The organism is Glutamicibacter sp. AOP5-A2-18, from assembly GCF_052446055.1.
GTDB lineage: Bacteria > Actinomycetota > Actinomycetes > Actinomycetales > Micrococcaceae > Glutamicibacter.
On sequence record NZ_JBQSVW010000001.1, the window covers coordinates 409,286 to 429,260 of the forward strand.

The following is a 19,975-nucleotide window of genomic DNA, read 5'->3' on the forward strand; positions in this document are numbered from 1 at the left end:
GATCAGAAGATGAGCGTAGAAATTTCAATTCATAAGCCGGAAGACCTCAGCACTGAGCAGCTGTATGCGTTGCTCAAACTGCGTACGCACGTTTTTATTGTTGAGCAGCGTTCTTCTTACCCGGATTTGGATGGTCTGGACCTCGTTCAAGGAACCCTGCACCTGGGCGCATGGGAGGACGGCGACTTATTGTGCACCGTACGAATTCTTGATATTCACGGTGAAAACCCGCATATCGGCCGTGTTGCTACGAAGGCGGAAGCACGGGGTCGAGGACTGGCCGGAACGCTGATGAAGCAAGCTGTTTTTATGTGCCGCCCGGACGTTCAGATTCATCTCGGCGCTCAAACCCAGTTGGAAGACTGGTATGGAAAATTCGGATTTGAACGATGTGGCGAAGACTTTGATGATGACGGAATCATGCACTTGCCGATGATTAGACGAGCGGCGACTGCCTCAGCCTAGAACATGACAAAGGGTGCTCATTTCCCGCCTGACGGCGGAAAATGAGCACCCTTTTTAATTGTTATCCGACTACTATGCCACCGGCTGACCCTGGGGATCCGGCTTGCCAGCGTAGTAGCTAGCCAAGACCTTATCCTTGAGATTAAAGAAGGTGCCATCTTCCAACGCCTGGCGGGCAGATTCAACCAAACTAACGGTGAAGTGCTCGTTGTGGATGGAAATCAGCGTGTGGCTGAGTAGTTCCTTGCCCTTGAATAGGTGGTGAATGTAGGCGCGGGTGAAGTTCTGGCAGGTGTAGCAATCGCAGTCTTCAACCAGTGGGGTGAAATCACGCTTGTAGCGGGCACCGGAAAGATTGAAGCGGCCCCACGGGGTGTAAAACGCCGAGTTGCGCGCCACACGAGTTGGCGAAACGCAGTCAAAGGTATCTGCACCGTTTTCAATGGCAGTAAAGATGTCATCCGGCTCGGAGATCCCCAGCAGGTGGCGAGGCTTGTTTTCGGGAAGTTCCTCGGCGCACCAACCTACGATGGTTCCAAGGTTTTCCTTTTCCAAGGCTCCACCAATACCAAAACCATCAAAGGCCATGGCTCCAAGATCCTGGCAGGCCTTGCGACGAAGGTCTTCATACTGTGCACCCTGGATGACGCCGAAGAGTGCCTGATATTCCTTGCCCGCACGGTTATCAGTTAGTGAGAAGTGCTCGGCGATGCAGCGCTCAGCCCAGCGACGGGTGCGCTCCAAGGACTCAATCTGGTAGCCGCGCGAATTCTGCAAAGTGGTCAGCTCATCAAAAGCGAACATGATGTCCGCTCCAATCTGGTGCTGAACATTCATGGAAATCTCTGGAGAGAAACGGTGCTTGGTGCCATCAAGATGGGACTTAAACCAGACACCCTCCTCATCAACGTTAGCCAAGCGTTCTTTGCCTGGTGCTACCGCGTCATCCGGACCTGACTGGTCAACGGACTTCATATCGATGACCTTCTTGAACCCTGAGCCCAAGGACATAACCTGGAATCCACCGGAGTCGGTGAAGGTAGGGCCGTCCCAGCCCATGAACTGACCTAGTCCGCCAGCTTCATCCAAGATGTCCGCACCGGGCTGCAAGTAGAGGTGGTAAGCATTAGACAAAACTGCTTGAGCGCCAAGCTCTTTAACCTGAGCGGGAGTCACCGCCTTGACGGTAGCTTTAGTACCCACCGCAATGAACGCAGGAGTTTTGATTTCGCCGTGTGGCGTGCGGATCACGCCGGTGCGACCCAACATTGGGGAGCCGTCGGGTGCAGTGAGTCGGGTTCCGACTTCAAAGCCAAATTCTTCTTGGCGGGCATGCGGGGAGCTGGGGTCAAAGTTCTTTTCGGGCACGTACCAAGTGTGCCGTATTAACGCGCCGGTGAGGAAAACGACAATGTCAAAGTGCCCACAAACCTAGCCCCTCACATGGCAATGAGCGAATAATGGGTGGTATGTGTTGTGTCCAACACGACGGAAGGAAACTGTGGGTCTGGAGAAACTGAAGGAATCAACAAAGTCGCTGGTAACGCTGGGACCGGCCCGCAAGGACCACTGGATTGGGTTGCGTACAGGCCTAGGCATCTTCGCTCCGCTGATCACGCTCTTTGCCATTGACCGAATGGATCTAGTGGTGTTCGCGGTCTTTGGTGCTTTCACCGGAGTCTACGGACGAGTTGATGGTTACTGGAACCGATTGCGCATGCAGGTTCGTTCAGGTCTTCTCTTTTTTGCCGTCATCGCCTTGGCACTAGCGGCCTCGTATTGGTGGGTTGACCACCAGAACCCAGAGGTCATGAAGTGGCAGATCGTCGGAGCCACAACACTCATTGCTGGGCTGTGTTCGGTGCTGGTCGGGTTTATGCGCCTGCGCCCGGGCGGATCCCTATTCCATATCTTCGCTTTTGCGGCCATCGCTTCGATTCCCCACGCGGCCCCCATGGGCGAGGCATTGTTAGTAGCGGGACTGACCATCGTGCTGGCGTTAGTAATCGGCGCCTCTGGGGCCATAGGTCAGTGGGCTAGTTTATGGAAACGTACCAAGCTTCCACCGCTGTCCGATAACGTGCGTAAAGCCATCTGGTGGGAGGGGCTGTTCCATGTACTCTCCGCTGGTGTGGCCGGAATTCTTGCCAACACTCTGGGCAGTGAGCTTTCTGCCGGACACAACTATTGGGCCATGGTTGCCGCTGTAGTTCCTCTGGTCGGGCATACGACTAGACTGCGAATCCGTCGCGGGGTGCACCGTGTATTGGGAACGCTGGTGGGCATGATCCTGATGGCGCTACTGATCTGGTCGAATCCGCAGATGTGGATCTTGCTCGCCTTTATCGCCGTGTGCCAGTTCTTGGCCGAGATGCTGGTCATGCGTAACTATTTCATGGCGCAGATCTTTATCACGCCCATGGCGTTGGTCGGCGTCTCGCTGGGCACCGGGCTCAGCGGCTCGGTGATGTATGACCGCGTGGTTGAAACACTGATCGGTTGTGCCGTGGGCATGCTCGGCGTGCTCTTGGGAAGTTGGCTCGGCTCGGTACTCAAACGCAAGCAGGGCCTCGTTCCCAAGAGCGAAAGCTGAACTTAGATATTGATACCCACGTGGGCCAACGCCTGACGCAAGATATTTTCGCGGCCACCGGCAAACGCGCCTTGAATATCTGAGCTCAGGGCTTCGGCCGGGGTCAGCCAGGTCAGTTCCAGAGCATCTTGGCGTGGAGTGGATTCACCGCGCACCGGAACGATGTAGCACATAGAAACTGCGTGCTGACGGTCGTCGGTTAATCCGGTTTCACTTGGTGCCGGGAAGTATTCGGCCACGGTGAAAGGAACCGGCGAGGCCGGAAGCTGTGGCAGCACCATGGTGCCCAGGTCCTTCTCGATGTGGCGAATCAGCGCGGCACGAATGGTCTCGCGGTACATCACACGACCAGAAACGAAGGTCCGCAGCATACGACCGTCATCGTCACCGGTGAGCAGAAGCCCCACTTCATTCACATAACCCAGCGGGTCAAGGCGAACCGGGATCGCTTCAACATAAAGCATCGGTAGGCGCTGACGCGCTTCGTAAAGATCTTCTTCAGAAAGCCATCCGGGATACGGATCTGGGGTACGCACGTTCATGCTTCTATCTTCGTACACAAACCCCGCTCCATGGGTGAAGCTGTATCTGTGTTGCGCAACTCACCAACTGCACGCCAGCGCACTCTAGTACCGCCGGAGATCTAAAGATAAAATTAGTTAAGCTTTCCCCAATGCTTGCCCCTTGCGTTCGCCGTGGGCACCGAGAGCATATTTCCTTTTCAATTACTCGTGGAAGCAGATTCCAGCCGTGACGAACGCTCCAGAACGACTGAGCAAAAAGAACTTCACCACGATTGCGGTGCTGATCGTATCCAGCTTCGTGGTCATCCTGAACGAAACAATCATGAACGTGGCATTACCTGTTCTGATGCACGAATTCGACGTAACCGCTGATGCAATTCAGTGGCTGTCCACCATCTTTATGCTCACCATGGCAGTGGTCATTCCGATGACCGGATTCTTGCTGCAACGCCTGAGCGTACGCAATGTCTTTGTCCTAGCCATTGGCATGTTTACCTTGGGCACCATTCTGGCGGCCTTGGCGCCAGGACTGACCGTCCTGTTGGTTGCCCGCGTGGTCCAGGCCTGCGGTACCGCCATCATGATGCCGCTGCTGATGACCACCATCTTGCACCTAGTGCCAGCTGAACGTCGCGGTGTGCTGATGGGCAACGTATCCATCGTGATCTCCGTGGCCCCAGCCATCGGCCCGACACTTTCGGGTTTGATCCTGCAGTACCTGTCGTGGCGCTTCATGTTCATCGTGATCATCCCGATTGCGGTCGCAGCACTGATCATCGGTACCCCGCGTCTGTCCAACGAAGTAGACGGTGCATCCACCCCGCTGTCGTTCACCTCGGTCCTTTTGGCTATCCCGGCCTTCGGTGGCTTGGTCTTTGGCCTGAGCCGACTGTCGGTAGGCGTGAGTGCGCTGAACATTGGCATCCTCGTTGTAGCGTTGCTCTGCTTGGCTGCTTTTGTCTTCCTGCAGCTGCGGTTGCAGAAACAAGATCAGGCGCTGCTGGATCTACGTCCGCTGAACTTCAAGGACTTTACGCTTTCGCTAGTGCTGATGATGTTTGCCATGATCTCGCTGTTCGGCGTGATCATCTTGCTGCCAATGTTCTTCACCAACGTGCTGGGCATTGATACCCTGACCACTGGTTTGATCATGCTTCCTGGCGGCCTGCTGATGGGCATTTTGGCCCCAATGGTTGGCAAGTTGTATGACCGGTTGGGGGCCCGTCCACTGATCGTTCCTGGCGGAATCATCTTGCTGGCCTCGTTGCTGGGCTACGCACTGATCCTGAACGAGAGCACCCCAATTTGGTTGCTGGTTGTGCTGCACCTGGTGATGAGTTTGGGCTTGGCCCTGATCTTCACCCCTGCGTTCACCACCGCGCTGAACCCATTGCCGCACCACCTGCACTCGCACGGTTCGGCACTGCTTTCCACCTTGCAGCAGTTGGCTGGTGCCATGGGTACCGCTCTGCTGGTGGGCGTTGTGGCAGCGACTACCGCCTCCAAGATTGCCGCGGGTAGCGATCAGTTGGCCGCTACGGTTGAAGGCTTCCAGCCTGGATTCCTCATCGGTGCTGGCTGCAGCGTTGGCATCATCGTGATTGGCTTCCTTCTTGGTGGCAAGAAGGAACTGGTCAGCTTAGGCGCGCAAGAGGCCGAAGCAGAAAAGCACTAAACGGTTTAACACCTAAACAGCTGGATACTCAACTACTGAGTATCCAGCTGTTTGTGCATCTGGGGTGTGCCTAGTGCTTTTACCGCAATGCTTTTACCCCAGTGCACTGGGCAGTAGGCTGGCTGGTAAATGTACGCACTACAAAGGGGTAAGCATGCAGCTGCAGGATTCAGTCGCTTTAGTCACCGGTGGACTTTCGGGTTTAGGCCGGGCCACCGCACAAAAGCTCGCGGCAACCGCCAAACATGTTGTCGTTCTTGACCTGGCGCGAGAGGACGGCGACGAAATTGCAGCACAGATTGGTGCCAACGTTCGCTACGCCCCGGCAGATGTCACCGATGCCCAGCAGGTAGCTACCGCCATCGAGCGGTGCAAGGAACTCGGTGCGCTGCGAGTTGTGGTTAACTGCGCTGGCGTGGCCACTCCCGGCAAGGTACTGGGACGAGATGGCGTACTGCCGCTGGAACGCTTTTTAAAGGTTTTAGAGATCAACGTGAACGGCACCTTCAACGTCATCCGCTTGGCTGCTGAAGCGATGGCGCATAGCGAAGCACTGACTGACGCTCAAGGAACCACCGAACGTGGAGTCATCGTTAATACCGCTTCAGTGGCAGCCTTTGATGGCCAGATTGGCCAGCCTGCCTACGCCGCTTCTAAGGGAGCGGTGGCCGCGATGACCTTGCCGCTAGCCCGTGAACTGGCCAGTCACCAGATTCGGGTTATGACCATTGCTCCGGGGATCTTCCACACGCCCATGATGGATTCTCTGCCGCAGGCTGCTCAAGACTCCTTGGGAGCTCAGGTGCCCCACCCTTCGCGATTGGGACGCCCAGAAGAATACGCCGCATTGGCGGAACACATCGTGGCTAATCCAATGCTTAACGGCGAAACCATCCGTCTTGATGGTGCTATCCGGATGGCTCCGCGCTAAAGCGCGATGTGGCGCGGCAGGTCCCATAAACCGTGGGCCTGCCACACTGCGTCCGGTTCTCTACGTGGCTGAGACGGAAACGACCGTTTTAGGCGTCCGTATAAGTCACCTTCACCGGGCAGTTTTGCGGGCGGGGTATATGGGAATTCAAAATTCGTGAGACTTCGATGTTTTGAAATCGTCAGGAGTCAGATCGGAGTCTGTCCCTTATGGCGACCGGCTTACGGGACGTTGACCCACCGCCGTCTCACGGACCCGGGTCCTACTGTTGAGAACAGATCAATGACGCCGCTATGGGGCGAGATTTTCTGCGGGCGGATCCCCTAGGCAATGAGCATTGGTGCGAAGGAGTTGTGATTGGATGGTGGGATGAATTCGACCTACCGTTTCTCTTCCGACGACGCCGATATCGATCGGGAAAAAGTGCATCACTGGCTCAGCGAGGAGAGCTACTGGGCAAAGGGAAGATCCCGCTCAACACAGGATCAGGCGATGAACGGATCCCGAAACTTTGGCGTCTACGAGACAAACTCGGGCAGGCAAGTCGCCTACGCGCGTGTAGTCACGGATGGGGTCACGTTTGCCTGGCTTTGCGATGTATTCGTGGCCCCTGAAGTCCGCGGGCAGGGAATCGGCGTTGCCCTTCTAGAAGGCGTTATTGAGGTATTCGAGCCACTGAACTTGAAACGAATGCTTCTATCAACGGGGGATGCCCACGGCCTCTACTCTAAGTTTGGGTTCGAGCCTCTTGATATCCCCTCGAAGTGGATGCAGAGACTAGCGGAACAAGTAGCCCGGTAAGGGTTCCTCCTATGGATCTGATTGAGCGACAAAGACACCTTGGCGCATTGGTACGATCATTGAATGCCCGAAGTGAAAGATAAAGTTGTTTGCTACGTCGTCCAAGATGGCCACCTCTTGGTATTTACCCATTTGCAGCATCCGATGCACATTACGGGAGTTCAGGTGCCTGCCGGGAGTATAAAAGTCGGAGAAGATCCTCAACGAGCAGCAGTTCGCGAGCTCCTTGAAGAAACCGGACTCGAAGGCGTTGTTAAACGTGAGCTTGGAACATCCACATACGACATTCGCCCCATGCGCAACGAGGTCGCAAATCGATTTTTCTTCGAGCTAGAAGTCACTAAGCGAGACGTTTCGCGTCGCTGGATAGCCGGAGAACACGACCCCGAAAGCGGAGATCAAATCGAAAGTTGGGAATGCTGGTGGTTACCTGTCGAACACGCGCACGTCTTGGCCGCTGGGCTTGGGGCGCAGCTATGGAAGCTCAAAGCGGAATGATGCTGGTGGCGGCATTAAGTGTTGCGAAGAGTTTCCCATCTGAAACTTGGGTTTTCGAAGATAGTTCAGTGACAAGCACTGAAGGTGGTCGGTCACGAGACATATAAAATGAGGCATGGCTACAATCAGGAACCTGGCCGTAGGGCTACCGATTCGCAACGGTCACCTTCTCGCGGAAGAAGGAAAGGACACCGTCAAAGACAGCGCGTACTTGCGCGCAATCGGAGGTGGAATCGAATTCGGAGAGACTGCCGAAGTTGCACTGCGGCGTGAATTTCGAGAAGAACTCGGCATGCAGCTTGGTAATGTCTGGCTACTCGGCGTGGTCGAGAACATCTATGTGCATCAAGGCTTGCCAGGGCACCAAATAGCCCATGTGTTCGCCGTAGAATCTAGTGACATCGACTCGATTGCCCTCGACGCACAACTTCACATATTAGATGAGGGTAGCCCGGTCCGTTGGATCAATATCGAACAGCTAAACCGTCCGCTGTACCCGGAGGGAACTAGCGATCTGTTGCAAAGATGGCTAGCGTCTCCTATGAAATCGTGATGCATTATCTGGCCCCAATTTTTTCCGTCCCGTAGAGGGTTCCGTAAATGAGAACCGAAGGGGTCGTTGACGTTGTCGCGTAGATCCTTGATCTTCATAGAGAATGGCACCATGAATGATGGATTCTATTTCGATCTCGTGGATTACTCTGACGTCGTCAATAACACCGCAGGGATGTATATAGTCCTATGCCACCTGTGGGAGATCACGGACAACAAGCCAGAGGTGAAAGATTCCATCATTCTCGATGAAGCAAGAACACGCGTGCACGCCTTGGGAATGGAAACAACTTTTATCGGTCTTCCTGGGTGGCAGCGAAGATTGAATAATCCGGGAGTGTCTCTTGACTGGTTTTTCAACAACGGCTTCTATGTATTCGAAATAGATGACGACATGATGCAGTCATGACAGTTGACCGTTCTGTTTTCCCTGCCCCGACTTTTGTGTCCCAGTCAAGGTTCCTCTTGCGGGCTGACTACAATGTGCAGGAGTATTGAGGACTTCGGAAAGTGGCACCTTGTTAGTTTCTTGTTTCCTGGTCAAGCACGACCGTTTTCGACCACAAACAATTGTTCAGACCGCGCTGCACACAATTGTTGAGAACCAAGTTGTGATTCGATGCCAACTACCGCTTGCTCACCAGCGCTAGAGTCTACGTAGGGGCGTTCTATTTGCCCCTCATGAGTCTGCAGCAAGGTATTTGCTTACAATGTCGCCACGTGAGAGGAATTCAACTGATGAACGATTGGGTCATATTTCATCACGAGGACGATGCCAAAACATCGGTTGAATATGACTGGGCGTGGATTGACACGTTGATTGCTAGATTGGTCGAGCTGCAAGCAGTCGAGAAGAAGTCCTCACATACCGATGCCTTGGCTGGCTGCATTGAAGAGCTTGAACATGCTATTTCTTCAGCCCTGTCGCATGGAGTTTCCGTTCGTGCGATAGGTGTTCGTACAAATTTGAGTCAAAGCGACGTTGCCCGAATACGGGACACCGGACGTCTATACGAAAGATAGGAATGAAAATTCTTTTAGGCCTAATCCTGTTTCGCTTCCAGTAAGTCGGCTAGATGACCGGCGCTTCGGCCAACTGCTGAGCAGAGCTGAAACTACGGTCAATTCCGGTCAGTGGATCAGTAAAGGAAATGGTGTGCGCCAACAGCTGTAGCGGGCGCTGGTAATCATCCGGAGCCAAGTCCCACAAACGCGGATAAAAAGCATCATTGATAATTCCCAGACCCAATGAAGCTAGATGCACGCGCAACTGGTGGGTTTTGCCCGAATGCGGTTTGAGATCCATCAACGCAACTTCCACTCCTGCATGTTGACCTGCACTGCGGCCTACGGCTTCAACATCAATGAAGGTCTTTGCATTGGGTGCACCATCTTTGACGACGGATCGCAACTGTCCCTTGACCTTGGACATGCGGTTTTCGTAAACCATGGGCATCTGGCCAAGCAAGTTGTGCAGTTGCGCTTCGTCTTTGACCAGTGAATGTTCGCCGTTTGGCTGAAGCACTCGGCCGGTTTCCAGACCCGCTCCGGGCTGCAGTGCGACGACCGCTTTATAGCGTTTGCTGATTTCACGGCGTTCAAAAAGCATCTGATAGTCGCCGCGGGTTGCTGGGTTCACGGCAAAAAGAATGACGCCCGCGGTGGCACGGTCCAACCGGTGCATCGGAACAAGATCATCAATGCCGGTTTGGTTGCGCAAACGAACCAGAGCCGATTCTTGGATGAATCGTCCACCGGGAGTGGTAGGCAAAAAATGTGGCTTATCGACAACCAGCAAGTGTTCATCTTGGTGCAGGATCTTGGCTTCAAAAGGAATTGGCGTTTCTACCGGCAATGAGCGGTAGTACCAGATGAACTCGTGTTCATCCATGGTTGTTTGGCGGTCTAGAGGCACGCCGCCGAGTCCAACAATTTCTTGGTTATCAAAGCGTCGCAAGATGCCTTCAGGATCCACATGGCCAAAGCGTTCCCGCAGATAATCGGCCACGGTGGCCCACGCTCCGTCTTGCGGAAGCCGCAAACGGGTTGCATTAACGCCGTTACGAACGGGGAGCGGGGATTCCATAGCCATAAAGGCTATTCTTTCATCTCTTCAGTAGGGCTTCAGACCGCCGGTTGGCAATGTGGGCACCAGTAGCAATCCCGCTCGGAACCTTCTGAAGTTGATGGGATCTTGAGTAACGCGATAGGGGTGCCGCAGCGAAGGCATGGTTTTCCTGCACGGCCATAAACCCAGAGCGGTTCTCGGGTCCGTTCGGTGCCGGTGGTCACGCGACGAGTCCGGTCCTTATTTACCGTCAGCAGACGGTGGGCCATATGAACTACTGCCGGAAGGTCAGCAATCTGGCCGACTTGGGTCAGTGGATGTAGACGTTTAAGAAACAAGATTTCGCAACGGTACACATTTCCCACACCGGCCATCAGCCGTTGATCCAGCACTGCTTGGCCGATACCTTGCTGCGGATTACTCTGAAGATTTTCAACCGCCACCTGAGCGTCCCAATCCGCACCCAACAAATCGGGTCCCAAATGACCGATGAGTTCAGCCTCTTGTTCGGTTGGCACCAAGCGCACCTGAGCAATATCAAAGCCCACGGCCGTCACCGTAGATGTTTTGAGCACTACGCGTGCAGTGTGCGCTGGTTTCTTCCAACGCTCATTCGCGGCATACAGATCCCAGCGCCCTTCCATCAGAAGATGCGAGTGCAGGGTCAGTGGCTTTGTAGAGAATTCAGAAGACCCAGCTACTGGAGGATGCAGTCGCATCAACAGGTGTTTACCCGCTGGAACTACCTCATGCACAACATAGTCTTTGAGATCTCTTGTCGCCAAGGCCGGAACTCGAAAATCAGAAGACAGTAAGCTCTGCCCTGCCAGGGCTTGGTGGAGCCGTGCAGTGGCACGATAGACGGAATCACCTTCAGGCATGAGAGCTCTTCTTTCTGTTCAGGAATCAGCGCCGGAATCGAATGCCTTGCGGCGTCGAATAGAAACCTGCAGCCAATAGGGCGGCTCCCACCGGATGGTCCAGTACAGGTTGACCGTCCACGGTAGCGATGGCAATTTTCTCCACTTTGGCCGTGCGCAGGGCTGCCACCAGATGCATCGCAATGATGTTCCATGACTCTTCTGGAAGTTCGGTAAAAGTTAGCACCGTGCGGCCGCCACGTTCCAGGTACAAACACAATTGACCATCCAACATCCCAACGATGGCTCCGGCTTTGCGTCCAGGGCGGTGCCCGGTCTGCGTGGCTGGCCAGCCCAGCGCCGCACCATAAGGATTGGCCGGGTCTGTCGAAGCGAGCACCATGGCTACAGGCTGACGGCGAGGATCCTCGGAGAGCTGGTATCCGCGCAAACGGTCAATGGTGGTTGAAGTGGAGAACTGGGCAGCCCCCAGCTTTTCCACGAAGTAACCACGTCGGGCATGCCCTGCTTCTTCCAACTTGGACAACACTCGGTACAACTGACCGAAGCCGCCGGGTACTGTTTCGGCGGCGACCGAGCCGCGGGTGAGTACGCCATAGCGTTCCAGCATGATCTCTGCTGTCGCATGCGCTGAAATGGTGGGATCAGCTACCGGCTGGGGGAGCAAAGACCAACGCGCTGAACCGCGTGGACTACGCATCGGGGAGCCACCGTGATCCTGCGCAAGACGGTTCAGACCCGAGAGCCTGTTGAGCCGTGCGGCACGGGCGCGCGGTGCCGGTTTGGCGATCTTGTGTGCAGTACTTCCGCCGGCCAAGTAACCGCGAATCGGAGCCAAGGTGTCGGGTGAAATATATCCGGCCCAGAAAAGCCTCCAGCATGACTCGGCTATATCTTGGGCACTGACCGGAGGCTTATCCGGATGGTGGATGCGGGCGGCGAGTTCCTCAGCAAAATAGGCGCCGGTTGATTCAAAGGCTTCAAGCACGCGCAGATCTATGGCCTGAAGGCTACTGACATCAGGCGTTGGCAAGGAGAGCGCTGCGTGTTCGGCAGTATGCAACGACAACCAGCCGTCTTTGCCACCGGCTGCACCTGCGCCACACACCAGAATATCTCCCGCGCTGCACAGTTCATCTAGCCACGAGCTTTGATAGCCGTTGAGTCGGGCAGGAAGAATGAAGGACTCCAGCGCGGAGGCGGGCACTTCAGCTCCAGCAAGTTGAGCGATGATTTCATAAACGCCATCGGGGCCACTAAGAGTTGATCCAACCTGCTGCCAGGCGGGAAGGAACCGGGCATAGGTGTTTTGATCAACCGGCTCCACCTCAGCGCGCAGGGCAGCCAAAGACCTGGTGCGAATGGTGCGCAGCACTTGGACATCGCAGTATTCATCACCGCTGATGCCCTCGGGCACAATCTCCACCGGGCGGAAGGCGCCGACCGATAGTCTGCCGGCAGCCACCAGCTGGTCGAGTATTGGTCGCAACACCGCAACACCCAGTGAGAGTTCTGCAGCAATTTCGGTGAGCGTAAAAGGAACATGGGTGCGCGCGTAGCGTGAGATCAGATCTTGGATGGGGTCGGCCACCGGCTCCAAGAACGCCGCCGGAATCCCGGTGGGCAGCGGGGTGCCCAAGGCATCACGTAACTTGCCGGCATCTTCGATCGCGGCGTAGGCCAAGGACCCACTTCGACGCAGGGTGAAAGCACGGCGAGTGGCAACTAGGGCTTCGGCATGTTCCCTTGCGGTAGCCGGATCTATTGGTGCACTGTCCTCATTTGGATCTCGCAGTCGGGCGGCTAAGGCCTCGCTAGTCAGCGGTCCCAAGAGACGCAGCAGGTCGGCTGCGCCTTCCATTCCGGCTAAACGCCGGTTATCTGCTCGATACTGCAACTGTTCCTGCAAGCCGGTGATAACTCGAGGATCAAGGATTTCACGCACATCATTGCGGCCCAGCAATTCACCGAGCAACACCGGATCCAGACTCAGGGCTGCTGCACGGCGTTCAGCCAGTGGCGCATCAGACTCATAGAGGAACTGCGCAACATAGCCAAAGAGCAGGGATTGGGCGAAAGGAGAAGGCAACTCGGTAGTGACTTCGACCAGCCGGATGGCGCGTGAAGAGACCTTGGACAGAATCGCAGACAAAGCCGGCAGATCATAAACGTCATTCAGGCACTCGCGTACGGTTTCCAGGATGATCGGGAAATCCGGGTAATTCCGAGCTACATCCAGCAGCTGGCTCGCCCGTTGGCGCTGCTGCCACAACGGCGTGCGCTTGCTCGGGTTGATCCGGGGAAGCAACAAGGCGCGAGCCGCGCATTCGCGGAAGCGGGAAGCGAACAACGCAGAATTTGCCACCTGCGAGGTGACCACGTCGATGATTTCATCGGCTTCAAAAGCAAAAAGGTCCGCTCCGGGTGCTTGGTCATCCATGGCCGGAATGCGCAGCACAATGCCATCATCGGCGGCCATCGCCGAGGCATCCAGCCCCCAGCGTTCGCGTACGCGCGCACCCACGGCCAGTGCCCACGGGGCGTGGACTGCCAGGCCGAAGGGGGAGTGCAGGATGACTCGCCAGTCGCCGAGCTCATCATGGAAACGCTCGATCACGAAGTTCTGATGGTTGGGCACCTGACCGGTCGCCCGGCGCTGCTCACCCAAATAGTTCAGAAGATTATTGGCTGCAAAGTCATCCAACCCACCGGTACGCAAAACACCTGACGCTTCGCTTCGTTCGCTGGCCAGCAAACTCGTGGTGAATTCACCTAGCGCCGCACCAAGTTCCACCGGACGGCCCAGACCGTCACCGTGCCAGAAAGGCAGTTTGCCGGGTTGGCCAAAGGCTGGGGTGACCAGCACTCGGTCATGGGTAATGTCTTCAATGCGCCAGCTGGTCGCACCGAGCGCAAAGACGTCACCCACCCGCGACTCGTAGACCATTTCTTCATCCAGCTCACCCACACGCTTGGGAGCCTTGTCATCTTCGGCCCCGGCTAGGAAGACACCAAAAAGTCCACGGTCTGGGATGGTGCCACCGGAAATCACGGCCAAGCGTTGCGCTCCAGGGCGCGCTACCAATGTGCCGGCATCTCGGTCCCAAATCAGCCGTGGCTTCAGGGTGGCAAATTCATCTGAGGGGTATTTGCCCGAGAGCATATCCAAGGTGGCCAGATAGGCGCTGCGTGGGAGCTGTTGGTAGGGAGCGGAGCGGCGTACGGTCTCGAACCACTTCTCAACTTCCAAGTCGTCCATGGCCACTGCGGCCAGAGTCTGCTGGGCCAACACATCCAGCGGGTTGGCCGGGATAACCATTTTTTCGATTGCTCCCTGGCGCATACGCGTGACCACCAGTGCGGTGGAGAGTAGGTCCGCGCGGTGCTTAGGGAAAAAGATGCCTTGAGAGACAGAACCGACTTGGTGTCCGGCACGACCCACACGTTGCAGACCAGAGGAGACGGAGTTGGGGGACTCGACCTGGATGACCAGATCCACCAGGCCCATGTCGATACCGAGTTCCAGCGAGCTGGTGGCCACCACCGCGCGCAGCTTGCCCAGCTTCAGATCCTCTTCAATCTGGGCGCGAGCATCTTTGGAAACCGAGCCGTGGTGGGCTCGGGCGAGCAGAGGCGCTTCCGGGTTCGAAGCCGCGGTGGATCCGGCCTGGGCCATTAATACGGCTGGGGAAGAGGTGGAAGTATCCTCGGCGCTGAATCCCTCGCGTTCGGCGTAGATTTCGTTGAGCCGTCCGGTGAGACGCTCGGCCAATCTTCGGGAGTTGGCGAAGATGATCGTTGAGTGGTTTTCCAGCACCAGGTCCACCAGCTGGTTTTCCACGTGCGGCCAGATGCTGGCCGATGCTGCGGGGGAGGAGCCAGGTCCCAGATCGTGGGCACCAGCTGCCGAAGGTAGATCGGTCATGTCCTCGACCGGGACGCGCACCGCCAGCTCCCACTTCTTGGTGGACGGGGGGCGCACGATATTCACCGGTGCTGAACCCGCCAGGAAGCGGGCGACTTCCTCGGGCGGTTCCACCGTGGCTGATAGGCCAATGCGTTGGGCCGGAGTGGGGAGCAACGCATCGAGGCGTTCCAAGGACAATGCCAGGTGGGTGCCGCGCTTGGTATTGGCGATGGCGTGGACTTCATCGATGATGACCGTATGCACTTGGGACAAGGTTTTGCGGGCTTGACTGGTGAGCATCAGGTACAGCGACTCAGGCGTAGTGATCAGGATTTCCGGCGGATCCTTGAGCAGCTTGCGCCGGTCATTAGCCGGGGTGTCTCCCGAGCGTACACCCACCGAAACTGATGGTTGGGACAAGCCCATTTCATGAGCGGTGGCGCGGATGCCGGCCAGCGGGGAACGTAGGTTGCGCTCAACGTCTACGCCCAAGGCTTTCAGCGGAGAAATATAGAGGACCTTGGTGCCGTTGCCTGTCGGATGATCCGCATCTGATTCCAAGCCCGGCAAGGCTGGGGAGTCCAGTTCGGCATGGTGCAACCGGTCTAAAGCCCAGAGGAATGCGGCCAAGGTTTTGCCTGAACCCGTTGGAGCGATGACTAGGGTGTGCTTCCCGTCGGAGATGGATTCCCAAGCGCCACTTTGCGCAACGGTAGGCGCAGAGAAGACATCGGTGAACCACTTGCGGGTGGCCGCACCAAAACGGGAAAGCACATCACTCATGGAATCGATACTACGTTCTCAATAAGACAGTTCGAGAACAGTCGAACTTCAACCACGGTAGCGCGTATGTGAATGATGCGTGCACCCGTTTAGAACTATCCTGCAGCATCGTTTCATGCGTCTCAGAAATGAACGCCATACATGGATCTGCTTCGTGGAGAAGCGACTACGAGGCAAAGATCAGTCTGTTCATGTTTTTCTGCGCAAAAGGTTCATCCTAAAAGGCATACGAACTAGACTTGGCAGATGCCACTTATCGGTCGGTCGATTCAAAAAACTAACGGACGCGTTATCCACGAGTGGGCGATGAATGTTCCTGTGAGCCGGCTTTGGTGGGGCCTCACTGATCCCAACGCGCTACCTCAGTGGCTCGGAACGCTCACGAACGGAACATTCATCAGCGGTGGTGAGGTGACAATCAGGCATGCAGAAAACTATTCCTGCACCAGTCAGATCTTGGAATGTGAACCAGAACAGCTGCTATCTATGACCTGGAAATTCCCTGACGAAGCTCTGTCGAAATTGCAGATCAAACTGGCCCAACGTGATGAGTCTGCCAGTTTGCTTTTGATCCACGATGGGCTTGGGAAAGTTGCAACAAGCTACCTTCCGGGTTGGCACACTCATCTTCTGTATTTAGAAGATCTTCTCTTGGGGCACCCACGCTCAATGAGTGAATTCTGGTCCACGTACGAAGAGCTCCGGGAAATTTGAGAGTTTCAGTACGTTGCATCGGACGTAGCTCACCGAAAAGGTTTCTTTCGGGTGTTTCTCGGCGGTGCCCCATACCTTGAGGATGATCTGCTGTGAGGCGCCGTTTCGGTTCATCCTTGCCACATAGGAATCCGACAGTCATAGCTGTTCACGACGGATAGGATCAAATTGGCTATCCAATGTGCAGACGCAACGGAAGAAAGCAGACCGATCATGCTACATCTACAAGTTCAGGCTATTGCGCGAGAAACGATGGATATCGCTCAGCGAAACATTCAAGCCGGACAGAAGCTCGTGGACGTTCGAGCCCTTTGTGAAGAGACGATGCTTTCCCTTGGCGCTGATTCGTTTTGGTATTGGGGAATTGGTGCGTTCGTTTTCAGCGGGAAAGACACGATTCTTTCGGTGCCGGGTAAAACGTATGAAACCGCGGGACGCGTCATCCAGTCAGAAGACATCCTTACCATCGATCTCAGTCCACAAAAGGATGGCATCTGGGGAGATTTTGCTCGAACTATCATAGTTGAAAACGGCGAAACGCTGCGAGATTCGAAGCAAACGCAGAATGCTGATTGGCGCGGTGGAATTCTTGCCGAAGAGCAACTTCACGCCGTTCTTTTGGACGTAGCTAAGCCACAGATGACCTTCGAGGAACTCCACGCCAGAATGAACAACGAGGTAATCAGGCTTGGTTTTGAGAACATTGATTTCCTTTGCAACCTCGGACACTCGATTGAGCAGAAAAGCGCTGACCGGATTTATATTGAACCGGGTAACGTTCGAAGACTCGATGAAGTTGAATTCTTTACCTTTGAACCTCATATAAAGCGGCCCGGTGGAGAGTATGGCTACAAACACGAGAATATCTACCATTTTCGTGGCGACGTGCTGACGTCTATTTAGGGTTGACCGTAGCTCGCGCAAAGAAGTCCGGCCTCTGCGCCATGGATTGTTCCTAAAGCGAACAATTGCCATCTAAGAAACTGATCACTTAGCGTCTGTTGGTTTTATCAATCAGGTAAATTATGAAGATTGGAAACGTCTGCTCTTGACCGAACCAGTAATACCGGTTGGAAATTTCGCCCGACTGAAGCACCCCGTCTTGCAGCATGAGAATTTGGTGCTCCGTCCTTGGGCTTTGAATGATGTCTCAGTCGTTGTGGAAGCGTACCAAGATCCGGCGATCATGCAATGGCATGGAAAAACTCTGACTGCCGAAGAAGCTAAGACTTGGGTCCTTCACTGGGCTGACCGTTGGAATAGTGAGTCTGGAGCGGGTTGGGCAGTCACTCGTGAAAGAGAGGTGCTTGGCCAGATCAGTCTGCGACGTGTCGATCTGACAAATGGTTCTGGTGAGCTTTCATATTGGGTACTTCCCCAAGGGCGCGGTGCCGGCGTGGCTGCTAAAGCTTTGAATGAGTTATCTATGTGGGCATTTCGAACAGCGGGATTCCACCGACTTGAATTGGCGCATTCCATCAACAATCCTGCTTCGTGCCGGGTTGCTCAGAAGTGTGGTTACTTCCTAGAAGGCATAAAGCGTCAACAAGCTCTTCACGCCGATGGGTGGCACGACATGCATTCACATGCTCGATTGGCCACTGATCCCGCCCTATAGCTTAGATTTGCATGGAACAAGTCAGTGGTTCTGCGTCACCAACTCAAGTCGGCTTTGGTAGGAGGACAGAAACCTGGGGAAGTGGAGTCACTAGAGCTCACCAAATCTCGTAGCTGCCCTGCTGCTAGCGGTGGGAAAGTGTGGATTCTAGCGAAAGCTTTGATACAAGTTACTCGACCGCATGTGGGGTTGCTCCCAACAGAAACTTCAATGCCTATGATTCTGAGGCGACCAATGACGAAGATTGGGCAGCTGCTAATGCATGGGCTCTGCGCGCACGAATACTCAGCCAAACAAGGATCGTTAGGACGCCCGCAACGACCGCGAGCGCCAAGAGGTTTATTCCGTTCCACCCAAGATGCTGCAAAAGCCAAGCAGCCGCAAAAGATCCTCCAGCCGAAATGGCAGCGGTAGTTCCGTCCGTGAAACCTTGGAGTTTCGCTCCTCTGCCTTGAGGATAAGACTGGAGAAGTAACGCCGAACCAGTCACGAATAGAACATTCCACCCAACGCCAACGAGCATCATCGTTGCCGTCATGCCCCAACCCGAGGCCGAAATCAGCCCAATCGCACACCCAGACGCGATGACCGAGACACCAAAGACATTGGTCTTATAAGCGCCATACTTTTTGAGCAATAGTGGCTCTTCACAAATGAGGGTGTAAAACCTTCCTAAATCCACCGGTCTCCAACAATGACCGTGCGACATAGTGCGTCAAATTTCGGAACCCCAAAGCGATACCCCGCAAATGCTCCAACCGCCCATTCAACGCCTCAGTAGGACCGTTCGAACAGCCAACATGGTCAAAATACGCCAGAATATCGCTCTTCCTACGCCGCAGAGTTCCACCGAGCTTCTTCAACTCCGGCAAACCCTTGGGCACCTTCGTTCCTATCTCCTCAATCAACTGCCCCATAGCCCACCGACCGACTTCTGGTTTCGATTGCCGGTACGCATCAACCATCTTCTGATAAACACTCCACACCAGTTCAACCGGCTCATACTCAGGTTTCTTGAACAACGCTTCAACCTTGGCTTTCTGCTTCTCCGTAGCCAATGACAGCCCGGTAGTCAGGGTCCGCCGGCACTGATACAGCGGATCATCTTTGCGCCCTCGATGACCGTGCTGCACCCGTTGAACCCGCTGCCTTGTCTGGTCCAACGCGTCAGATCCGAGCTTGACCACATGAAAAGGATCCAAAACTTCCACGGCTTGAGGTAGCTCTTCAGCGGCAGCGGTTTTGAAGCCTGTGAAACCATCCATCGCGACGACCTCAACAGTGTTTTTCCATGCTTCATCGCGTTCAGCAAGCCAGGTCTTAAACACGGCCTTGGAACGGCCGGGAATCATGTCTAATAAACGGGATGCTCCGGTGTCTTCCATGACGGGCGTGAGGTCCACGATGACCGTTACGTATTTATCCCCGTCGCGGGTATGACGCCACACGTGTTCGTCAACGCCAAGGACTTTGACCCCGTCAAAGCGGGTGGAATCATTGATCAGTAACCGTTGACCCTCGGCCAACACCGCGTCATTGGCGGTATTCCACGAAACGCCTAATCCTTCAGCAATCCGTGAGATTGAAAGGTGTTGGGTGACCAGGCCATAGAGCGCCCAACGCAAACCAGTTTTACTGATTTTCTGTCGTGGTGATACAGCTTGGGTGAGGTCTTCACGCCAGACATGGTGGCATTGCGTGCACCGGTACCTGCGGTGACGGATAGCTAGGGCGGTGGGCCGCCAGCTGAACGGTGCGTGCGCGATACGTCTGATGACGGTATCGCGTGGTATTCCTTGGGCTCCGCAGGATTGGCACCATGGGTTTGGGGTGGTGACTTCGCAGAGAATCTCAGCCCTGGCTGAGGTTATGTGTTGAGCGATAGCCGTTAGTCCTAGACTGTCGAGGCCGGTGAAAGTCGTCAGATCCGCTGGGGAATAGATAGAATGGTGCACAGTCGAGGTC

General features: G+C 55.2%; 18 protein-coding genes. 12 read left to right on the forward strand and 6 right to left on the reverse strand.

What is annotated here, in order from left to right; genetic code table 11:
- The first annotated feature begins 9 nt into the window (after window positions 1-9).
- Complete coding sequence (locus ACT3RW_RS01980; protein WP_131090490.1) at window positions 10-465, forward strand: GNAT family N-acetyltransferase; 456 nt, start codon at window positions 10-12, stop codon at window positions 463-465.
- 72 nt (window positions 466-537) lie between these two features.
- On the opposite strand, the gene tgt is transcribed toward ACT3RW_RS01980, so the two are convergent.
- Window positions 538-1,833: a tRNA guanosine(34) transglycosylase Tgt gene (tgt, locus tag ACT3RW_RS01985; protein ID WP_131090489.1), complete on the reverse strand. Its 1,296-nt coding sequence runs from the start codon at window positions 1,831-1,833 to the stop codon at window positions 538-540.
- Between the two features lie 133 nt (window positions 1,834-1,966).
- On the opposite strand from tgt, the gene ACT3RW_RS01990 reads away from it, so the two are divergent.
- The gene (locus ACT3RW_RS01990; RefSeq protein ID WP_444612647.1) at window positions 1,967-3,058 is read left to right on the forward strand and encodes an FUSC family protein; all 1,092 of its coding nucleotides are present in this window, start codon (window positions 1,967-1,969) and stop codon (window positions 3,056-3,058) included.
- 2 nt (window positions 3,059-3,060) lie between these two features.
- On the opposite strand, the gene ACT3RW_RS01995 is transcribed toward ACT3RW_RS01990, so the two are convergent.
- Complete coding sequence (locus ACT3RW_RS01995; protein WP_131090487.1) at window positions 3,061-3,600, reverse strand: NUDIX hydrolase family protein; 540 nt, start codon at window positions 3,598-3,600, stop codon at window positions 3,061-3,063.
- A gap of 208 nt (window positions 3,601-3,808) precedes the next feature.
- Here ACT3RW_RS01995 and ACT3RW_RS02000 point away from each other — a divergent pair, with 208 nt between their 5' ends.
- From ACT3RW_RS02000 to ACT3RW_RS02030, 7 genes are all read left to right on the forward strand, one after another.
- The gene (locus ACT3RW_RS02000) at window positions 3,809-5,257 is read left to right on the forward strand and encodes an MDR family MFS transporter (protein WP_444612648.1); all 1,449 of its coding nucleotides are present in this window, start codon (window positions 3,809-3,811) and stop codon (window positions 5,255-5,257) included.
- Window positions 5,258-5,411: 154 nt separating this feature from the next.
- A complete protein-coding gene (locus ACT3RW_RS02005) occupies window positions 5,412-6,188 on the forward strand; it encodes an SDR family NAD(P)-dependent oxidoreductase (RefSeq protein ID WP_444612649.1) in 777 nt (258 codons plus the stop codon).
- Window positions 6,189-6,557: 369 nt separating this feature from the next.
- Window positions 6,558-6,989 (forward strand): GNAT family N-acetyltransferase, encoded by a 432-nt coding sequence (locus ACT3RW_RS02010; RefSeq protein ID WP_131090484.1) that lies wholly within the window; start codon window positions 6,558-6,560, stop codon window positions 6,987-6,989.
- A gap of 63 nt (window positions 6,990-7,052) precedes the next feature.
- Entirely contained in the window at window positions 7,053-7,487 is a 435-nt protein-coding gene (locus ACT3RW_RS02015; protein WP_444612650.1) for an NUDIX domain-containing protein, read from the forward strand.
- Window positions 7,488-7,602: 115 nt separating this feature from the next.
- Entirely contained in the window at window positions 7,603-8,040 is a 438-nt protein-coding gene (locus tag ACT3RW_RS02020) for an NUDIX hydrolase (protein ID WP_444612651.1), read from the forward strand.
- A 111-nt stretch (window positions 8,041-8,151) separates the two neighbouring features.
- Window positions 8,152-8,448, forward strand: a complete 297-nt coding sequence (locus tag ACT3RW_RS02025; RefSeq protein WP_444612652.1) for a hypothetical protein — start codon at window positions 8,152-8,154, stop codon at window positions 8,446-8,448.
- A 329-nt stretch (window positions 8,449-8,777) separates the two neighbouring features.
- Complete coding sequence (locus ACT3RW_RS02030; RefSeq protein WP_131090481.1) at window positions 8,778-9,062, forward strand: hypothetical protein; 285 nt, start codon at window positions 8,778-8,780, stop codon at window positions 9,060-9,062.
- A 49-nt stretch (window positions 9,063-9,111) separates the two neighbouring features.
- Here the strand turns inward: ACT3RW_RS02030 and ACT3RW_RS02035 are convergent, their stop codons facing one another.
- The 3 genes from ACT3RW_RS02035 to ACT3RW_RS02045 are packed head-to-tail and all read right to left on the reverse strand — an operon-like array spanning window position 9,112 to window position 15,678.
- On the reverse strand, window positions 9,112-10,125 hold the full coding sequence (locus ACT3RW_RS02035; RefSeq protein WP_444614601.1) for a pseudouridine synthase: 1,014 nt from the start codon (window positions 10,123-10,125) through the stop codon (window positions 9,112-9,114).
- Window positions 10,126-10,163: 38 nt separating this feature from the next.
- Window positions 10,164-10,988 carry a DNA-formamidopyrimidine glycosylase family protein gene (locus tag ACT3RW_RS02040; protein ID WP_444612653.1) on the reverse strand — a complete coding sequence of 275 codons (825 nt, stop codon included), beginning with the start codon at window positions 10,986-10,988 and terminating at the stop codon, window positions 10,164-10,166.
- A 25-nt stretch (window positions 10,989-11,013) separates the two neighbouring features.
- On the reverse strand, window positions 11,014-15,678 hold the full coding sequence (locus ACT3RW_RS02045) for an ATP-dependent helicase (protein ID WP_444612654.1): 4,665 nt from the start codon (window positions 15,676-15,678) through the stop codon (window positions 11,014-11,016).
- A gap of 306 nt (window positions 15,679-15,984) precedes the next feature.
- Here ACT3RW_RS02045 and ACT3RW_RS02050 point away from each other — a divergent pair, with 306 nt between their 5' ends.
- The 3 genes from ACT3RW_RS02050 (at window position 15,985) to ACT3RW_RS02060 (ending at window position 18,010) form a co-directional block, all read left to right on the forward strand.
- Window positions 15,985-16,392 carry an SRPBCC domain-containing protein gene (locus ACT3RW_RS02050; RefSeq protein ID WP_444614602.1) on the forward strand — a complete coding sequence of 136 codons (408 nt, stop codon included), beginning with the start codon at window positions 15,985-15,987 and terminating at the stop codon, window positions 16,390-16,392.
- A gap of 213 nt (window positions 16,393-16,605) precedes the next feature.
- Window positions 16,606-17,295 (forward strand): M24 family metallopeptidase, encoded by a 690-nt coding sequence (locus ACT3RW_RS02055; RefSeq protein WP_444612655.1) that lies wholly within the window; start codon window positions 16,606-16,608, stop codon window positions 17,293-17,295.
- A 145-nt stretch (window positions 17,296-17,440) separates the two neighbouring features.
- Window positions 17,441-18,010, forward strand: a complete 570-nt coding sequence (locus ACT3RW_RS02060; RefSeq protein WP_444612656.1) for a GNAT family N-acetyltransferase — start codon at window positions 17,441-17,443, stop codon at window positions 18,008-18,010.
- A 647-nt stretch (window positions 18,011-18,657) separates the two neighbouring features.
- On the opposite strand, the gene ACT3RW_RS02065 is transcribed toward ACT3RW_RS02060, so the two are convergent.
- Window positions 18,658-19,965: an ISL3 family transposase gene (locus ACT3RW_RS02065; protein WP_441665189.1), complete on the reverse strand. Its 1,308-nt coding sequence runs from the start codon at window positions 19,963-19,965 to the stop codon at window positions 18,658-18,660.
- Window positions 19,966-19,975 lie beyond the last annotated feature (10 nt).

Bases quoted from the DNA above. Each gene is read 5' to 3' on its own strand.
- ACT3RW_RS02005 (WP_444612649.1), top strand. From the start codon at position 5,412: ATGCAGCTGCAGGATTCAGTCGCTTTAGTCACCGGTGGACTTTCGGGT.
- ACT3RW_RS02050 (WP_444614602.1), top strand. From the start codon at position 15,985: ATGAATGTTCCTGTGAGCCGGCTTTGGTGGGGCCTCACTGATCCCAAC.
- ACT3RW_RS01995 (WP_131090487.1), bottom strand. From the start codon at position 3,600: ATGAACGTGCGTACCCCAGATCCGTATCCCGGATGGCTTTCTGAAGAA.
- ACT3RW_RS02035 (WP_444614601.1), bottom strand. From the start codon at position 10,125: ATGGAATCCCCGCTCCCCGTTCGTAACGGCGTTAATGCAACCCGTTTG.
- ACT3RW_RS02055 (WP_444612655.1), top strand. From the start codon at position 16,606: ATGCTACATCTACAAGTTCAGGCTATTGCGCGAGAAACGATGGATATC.
- ACT3RW_RS02010 (WP_131090484.1), top strand. From the start codon at position 6,558: ATGAATTCGACCTACCGTTTCTCTTCCGACGACGCCGATATCGATCGG.
- ACT3RW_RS01980 (WP_131090490.1), top strand. From the start codon at position 10: ATGAGCGTAGAAATTTCAATTCATAAGCCGGAAGACCTCAGCACTGAG.
- ACT3RW_RS02030 (WP_131090481.1), top strand. From the start codon at position 8,778: ATGAACGATTGGGTCATATTTCATCACGAGGACGATGCCAAAACATCG.
- ACT3RW_RS02045 (WP_444612654.1), bottom strand. From the start codon at position 15,678: ATGAGTGATGTGCTTTCCCGTTTTGGTGCGGCCACCCGCAAGTGGTTC.
- ACT3RW_RS02020 (WP_444612651.1), top strand. From the start codon at position 7,603: ATGGCTACAATCAGGAACCTGGCCGTAGGGCTACCGATTCGCAACGGT.
- ACT3RW_RS02040 (WP_444612653.1), bottom strand. From the start codon at position 10,988: ATGCCTGAAGGTGATTCCGTCTATCGTGCCACTGCACGGCTCCACCAA.
- ACT3RW_RS02015 (WP_444612650.1), top strand. From the start codon at position 7,053: ATGCCCGAAGTGAAAGATAAAGTTGTTTGCTACGTCGTCCAAGATGGC.
- ACT3RW_RS02025 (WP_444612652.1), top strand. From the start codon at position 8,152: ATGAATGATGGATTCTATTTCGATCTCGTGGATTACTCTGACGTCGTC.